The sequence below is a fragment of the Mesorhizobium sp. M7A.F.Ca.CA.004.06.1.1 genome, assembly GCF_003999135.1.
Taxonomy (GTDB): Bacteria; Pseudomonadota; Alphaproteobacteria; order Rhizobiales; family Rhizobiaceae; genus Mesorhizobium.
In genome coordinates this window covers 1-5,279 of sequence record NZ_RZPQ01000412.1, presented here as the reverse complement: position 1 = coordinate 5,279, position 5,279 = coordinate 1, and the positions used below count along the sequence as shown (strand labels likewise).

The following is a 5,279-nucleotide window of genomic DNA, read 5'->3' as shown; positions in this document are numbered from 1 at the left end:
ATGTCAGCCAGATGCCGCTCGGCCTTCTCGATGAATGCGAGGTCGCGGGCATCGATCGCTATTCCCGTCTCGACGCGGCTTGCCAGGCATGGCTGGGCGGGCAATTCGGCGACAGAGCCCAGGCCAAGCTCGCGAGAAAGCGCGCGAATGTCGGCCTTGGCCATTTCCGCTTCGATGAGGGGATGTACCACCTGGCGCTCGGCGGCAGCCAGCAGCCCGGGACGATAGTCGCCGAGATCATCGAGATTGGCACCCGACGCGATCACATGCGGCGTCAGTGTGCGTATCCGATCGTAGAGATTGGTCTTGCAGAAATAGCAGCGGTTCGAGGGATTGTCCCGATAGCGTGAATCCTCGAACTCGCCAGTTCCGATGACGAGGGTCGTCCAGCCTTCGGTATCTGACAGACCCCGCACGCGTGCCGTCGCCTCTTCCGGAACGGCTGGTGAGGCGGCATGGATTACCGTCACCGCAAGGCCCGGCTTGCGATGTGCGAAGGCTGCCAGCGTCACTGAATCCACGCCGCCGCTGACAGCAATGGCGAGCTGTTCGAAACGGTCAAGAACGCGGTCAAGACGCTGTGCCGGCGCAATGTCATTCATCGTCGGTCGTCTCGGCCTGCCACTTCATGGCGCGGCGCTCGGCAAGGCTTCCGCCTCGAAGGGCATCGCTTTCCACCTTGCGTGTGATGCCCGATGGCCGGAGGACCGCCTTGACGGCAAGTCCGGCAGCCTTGACGTTTTCCCGGAAGAGGACCAGCCGGCGTTCCTCCCGCAGGCGCAAGCCGATTGTCGATGTCTCGGCAAAACACCGGGCCGTCACCTGATCGGCCAGTTCCGGTCTCGCCAGAAGCCGGAACGACGAGGCGGGACGCCCCTTCTTGCCGAGGCGCTGCCCCACGGAGAGATCCAACACGCCGTCCGTTGCCCTGAGGCGATCGCAGGCGACGCCCATCTCTTCGCCGGTCATGTCGTCGATTTCGAATTCGATGACACTGATGGTGTCGCTCGGAGTTGAGACTTCGTTCTCTAGGACGAGAACGCGAAGAATGTTCGGCATCCCGGGCAGGTGCCGCGTCCCCGCGCCTGTTCCGGACGACACAAGCCGGCCAGACGTGCCGCCAGCACCAGGCGCTGTGAGATGTTTAAGGATCGCCGCGCCGGTCGGCGTCACGCGCTCGCCTGATATCCCGTCGTCGCGCCATTCGAAACCGGTCAGGATCGCGGCCGTGGCAGGCGCGGGAACGGGCAGCAGCCCGTGGGCGGTGTGCACAAGGCCACCGCCTCGCGGCAGAGCCGAGACACTCCACACCGTCTTGTCGAGCGCCGCTGCGATGCTGCCGGCGCAGACGACGTCAACCAGGGAGTCCCAGTCGGCGATCTCGTGAAAATGTACCCTTTCGACCGGCACGCGATGGATGGCCGCCTCCGCCTCGGCAATGATCGTCAGTATCGCAATGGCCCTGGCAGCCGTTCCATCGTGGAGATCCGCGGCTTTGATGCGTGCCACCATGTCAGCAAAACTACCTGCATGCGCTTCATCAGGAATCTGGTTGCGATCGTGATGGTGATGGTGGCCATCATCATCACCATATGCGTTCGCATGGGCGTGTGGCGCTGCAGCCGAAATCGCGCGCTTCGCGACCAGACCGAAGCGCCGCACGCGCATCGACAGGCTCTCGCCTTCCTCGAAGGCAATGCCACCGGCCTCAACCGGAAGCACTGCAGCGCCGTCGGCAAGTACGCGCTCTCGCAGGTCAGGCAGCGCGTCGAGCATTGCCGCGACGAACATGTCGCCGGCGATGCCGCCGACTGCATCGAGGTGGACGCGTCTCACAGTCCTGCCCGCCGATAGATCGGAATGACGTATGGTCCCTCCGGGATGATGGCAACGGCGGGGTCGCCATGGCGTTCAAGACTGGCCGCGATTGCGTCGTTTACCGAGGGGACCAGTTCAACTCCGGTGATGCGGCGTTCCTCGCGATCTAGCCCGGTCGTGTAGAGCTGGATCTTGCCCACCCGCATCGGCTTCAGCTGCATCTCCGTCTGCCATTCATCGATGTCGGCAAGCGTCTTCGCCGTAAGCGTGGCAAGGAATGGCTCGGGTCCCATCTCCACCAAGCGCGCTTGCGCCTGGCGGAATTCGTGGCTGCCAAAGCCCTCCGAACATTCCGAGGCGATGATCAGCGTCCCGCCCGGGTCGAGAATGTCGATCGGCGTCACCATACCCTTGATCGTCTGGTAGTAGGTCTTGTCGAGGGGATAGCCTGCAGACGACGTCACCACGGTCTTGAACCGGCGCGGCACGTCGATCATCGTCGTGTCGGCGATGAAATCGACCGCAGCCAGATGGCTGGCTATGATCTCGCCAAAGGTCACGCAAACCAGATCGCGATCTTCATCGAGCACGGTGTTCAACGCATAGATTTCGCCAACCTTGCGTACGATCTGCAACTGTTCCTCATGGAGCGGGTTGCCGACCAGATTGCACTGGACTGACAGCGGGTCTTCCATGAAACGCGCCGAGTGGAAGGTGCGGATGGTTTCGTGGCCGGCAACGCCGGGGGCGACAACCTTTCGACCACCGGACCAGCCTGCCATGAAATGGGGCTCGACCAGGCCTGTAGCGATACGGAGGTCCGCATCCGCGAAAAGCCGATTGATCCGGATCGGTGTCCCACGCGTCTGCGTATGTCCCAGATCGACGTGGTCGTGTTCGTTGCGTGCGAAATGATTGGTGACGCGGACGGTCTTCAGAACCCAAGGATCGCCGACCAGTTCCTCCAGTTCCACACCCTCGTTCGGACGATGAAGGCCGGTGGCAACGAGCACATCGATCCTGTCCGCGGGAATGTCGCCTTTAATCATTGTCTCGATCATGACGCGTAGGAATAGCCGGTTCGGCACCGGGCGCGTGATGTCGCAGATAAGGATGCAGGCGCTCCGACGCCCGACCACCAGACGGGCTAAAGGCTCGGAGCCAATCGGATTCGCGAAGGCGGATGCAATTGCTGAAGAGGCGTCGAAGAGTTTTGGCAACAACGCCTTCCGGATTACTGTCGGCTCCGCGCCTTGCGGCAATGCCAGCTTCAGCAATCCACGACCGAAGGCAAGTTCGAAAGGACCGCCATGTTTCATCTGCCGTCCCTCGGCTCTCACGATCCGCCGTCCGTCGCTACGGCCCGGCACCTATGATGTTCGGCGGCTGATTCAGCCCTCTTCGGCCACGTGACGTCGCTCGAACATGTCTGGCTTGCCTTCGAGTACCGCTGGTCAGTCAACCGAAGTAAGTCTCGGTTTGGTGACCTGTCGTCGCAATCGGCGATGCGGACGCGACCGACTTGCCGCGAGAGCAGCAGGTCATAGCGGCCGGTCAGGCAAATTCCGCCTCCCCGCCAACCTTCTGCTTGCGGATCGCCTCGACAACTGCTTCACCCATGGCCCTCGTGCCGATCTTCCTGCAGCCGGGTTGATAGATGTCTGCGGTCCGATACCCCTCGCGCAGCACTGACCGTACGGCCTGCTCGATACGCGAAGCGTGCTGGTCGCGGCCAAACGACTGCCGGAGCATCATGGCAACCGAAAGGATTGCGGCCAGTGGGTTCGCCAAGTCCTTGCCAGCGATGTCCGGCGCGGTGCCATGGACCGGTTCGTATAGGCCCTTGTTGTGATCGCCGAGGGAGGCCGACGGCAGCATTCCGATTGAGCCGGCCAACATGGCCGCCGCATCGGAGAGGATATCGCCGAAGACATTGCCCGTCACGACAACATCGAATTGCTTGGGATTCCGGATCAAGGCCATGGACGCCGCGTCAATGTAGAGATGCGTCAATTCCACATCGGGATACTGCTTGCTGACTTCGATAACGACCTCGCGCCACAGCGCCATCGTTTCAAGGACGTTTGCCTTGTCAACCGAACACAGTTTCTTACGTCGTTTCGCGGCGGCCTGGAAGCCCGCATGCGCTATGCGCTCGATCTCGGCATCGGTATAACGCATCGTGTTGATGCCGACACGCGCGCCAGTCTCGTCACGAGAGACACCACGCGGCTGGCCGAAATAGAGATCGCCGGTCAGTTCACGCAAGATGATCAGATCGACCCCCGTGACAATTTCGGGCTTGAGTGTGGAGGCGTCCACAAGCTCGGGATAAAGCACGACCGGGCGGAAGTTAGCATAGAGACCGAGGGCCTTGCGCAGCTTGAGCAGGCCGTAACCGGCCCCCTCGCTCGGCGCTCGCCTCTCATCCTCAGGAACGCCGGTTCCGCCAAGCAGAATGGCATCAGCTTTGCGTGAGATGTCGAGGGTATCAGGCGGCAGGGCATCGCCGAAGCGCTCCAGCCCCTCACCTCCGATTACGGCTTCTGTGAGTTCGAGCGGGAGTTCACTACCGATGACCGCGTGCAGCGCCCTTACTGCCTCCGCGGTCACTTCCTTACCGATCCCGTCTCCTGGGAGCACTACTATCTTCAAGGCCTTGCCTTTCGAAATTGAGTTGAAGAGGCGGGCGCATTCGCTCGGCCCTCTCTGCGGCAGGACTTATATGGGCCGACCCGGACCCTTCGAAGTCGTCCTTTGGAAAGCTCGCATCGTCGGACGCGACGCACCGGTTAGCCGGCGGACCAGCCTCTCAACTGTTGGTAAGGTGCTTCAACAGCAGCTTCACGGGTGGTGGCAGGCCCTGACTGTCCTGAACGCAGATGTTCCACTGCCTGACTGCCCAAGGCTCGTCGAGCGCGATTGCCGCAAGCATGCCACCCGTTACATAACGGGCGGCACATCCCGCCGGCACGAGGCCGACGCCCATCTGCGCCTCTACCATTGTCGACACCGTCTCGAACCCGTTGACCCGGATTGGCATTTTCAACGGTTTGCTCAGCTCAGCCGCGGCGCGAATGACGAGCATATCCAGAAAACTTCCCCTGCTTGGCCCGATCAGGTCATAATCCGGGAGGTCGGCGAACTTGACGGAAGTTTGCGAGCTTAGCGGGTGGTCCCTGTGAGCCAGCACCACGAGGCGGTCGCTGCGATACGGGATGTATTTCAAACCGCGACGGGGCACGACGCCACCGAAGACGCCGATATCCGCAGCGTTCTCGGCCACCGCGTCCACGGCCTGCTGGCTGGTGCCCTCCTCCAGATCGATTCGAATGGCCGAATGCGTCCCCAGAAAGTTGCTCAGATCCGACGGCAGATGCTGGATGATCGTCGAAACACTCGCAAAAATGCGGACCTGCCCGCTGACGCCACTGGCGTGATGGGCAAGCTCAATCTCCATC

5 protein-coding genes are annotated in these 5,279 nt (G+C 61.9%); all 5 read right to left on the bottom strand.

Features of this window, described 5'->3' with window-relative positions; all coding sequences use genetic code 11:
- A partial coding sequence (locus tag EN906_RS22000; RefSeq protein ID WP_127375365.1) for an adenine nucleotide alpha hydrolase occupies window positions 1-602 on the bottom strand: 602 nt, incomplete at its 3' end.
- Window positions 595-1,836 carry a LarC family nickel insertion protein gene (locus tag EN906_RS21995; protein WP_256754936.1) on the bottom strand — a complete coding sequence of 414 codons (1,242 nt, stop codon included), beginning with the start codon at window positions 1,834-1,836 and terminating at the stop codon, window positions 595-597. The genes EN906_RS22000 and EN906_RS21995, both read right to left, overlap by 8 nt.
- Complete coding sequence (larA, locus tag EN906_RS21990; RefSeq protein WP_127269157.1) at window positions 1,833-3,137, bottom strand: nickel-dependent lactate racemase; 1,305 nt, start codon at window positions 3,135-3,137, stop codon at window positions 1,833-1,835. The genes EN906_RS21995 and larA overlap by 4 nt, the downstream gene beginning before the upstream one ends.
- A 235-nt stretch (window positions 3,138-3,372) precedes the next feature.
- Window positions 3,373-4,491: a 3-isopropylmalate dehydrogenase gene (gene leuB / locus EN906_RS21985; RefSeq protein WP_348627433.1), complete on the bottom strand. Its 1,119-nt coding sequence runs from the start codon at window positions 4,489-4,491 to the stop codon at window positions 3,373-3,375.
- A 139-nt stretch (window positions 4,492-4,630) separates the two neighbouring features.
- Window positions 4,631-5,279: LysR substrate-binding domain-containing protein (locus EN906_RS21980; RefSeq protein WP_127375364.1), on the bottom strand; the 649-nt coding region annotated here is incomplete at its 5' end.

Coding starts and splice junctions, on each gene's coding strand:
- larA (WP_127269157.1), bottom strand. CDS start 3,137: ATGAAACATGGCGGTCCTTTCGAACTTGCCTTCGGTCGTGGATTGCTG.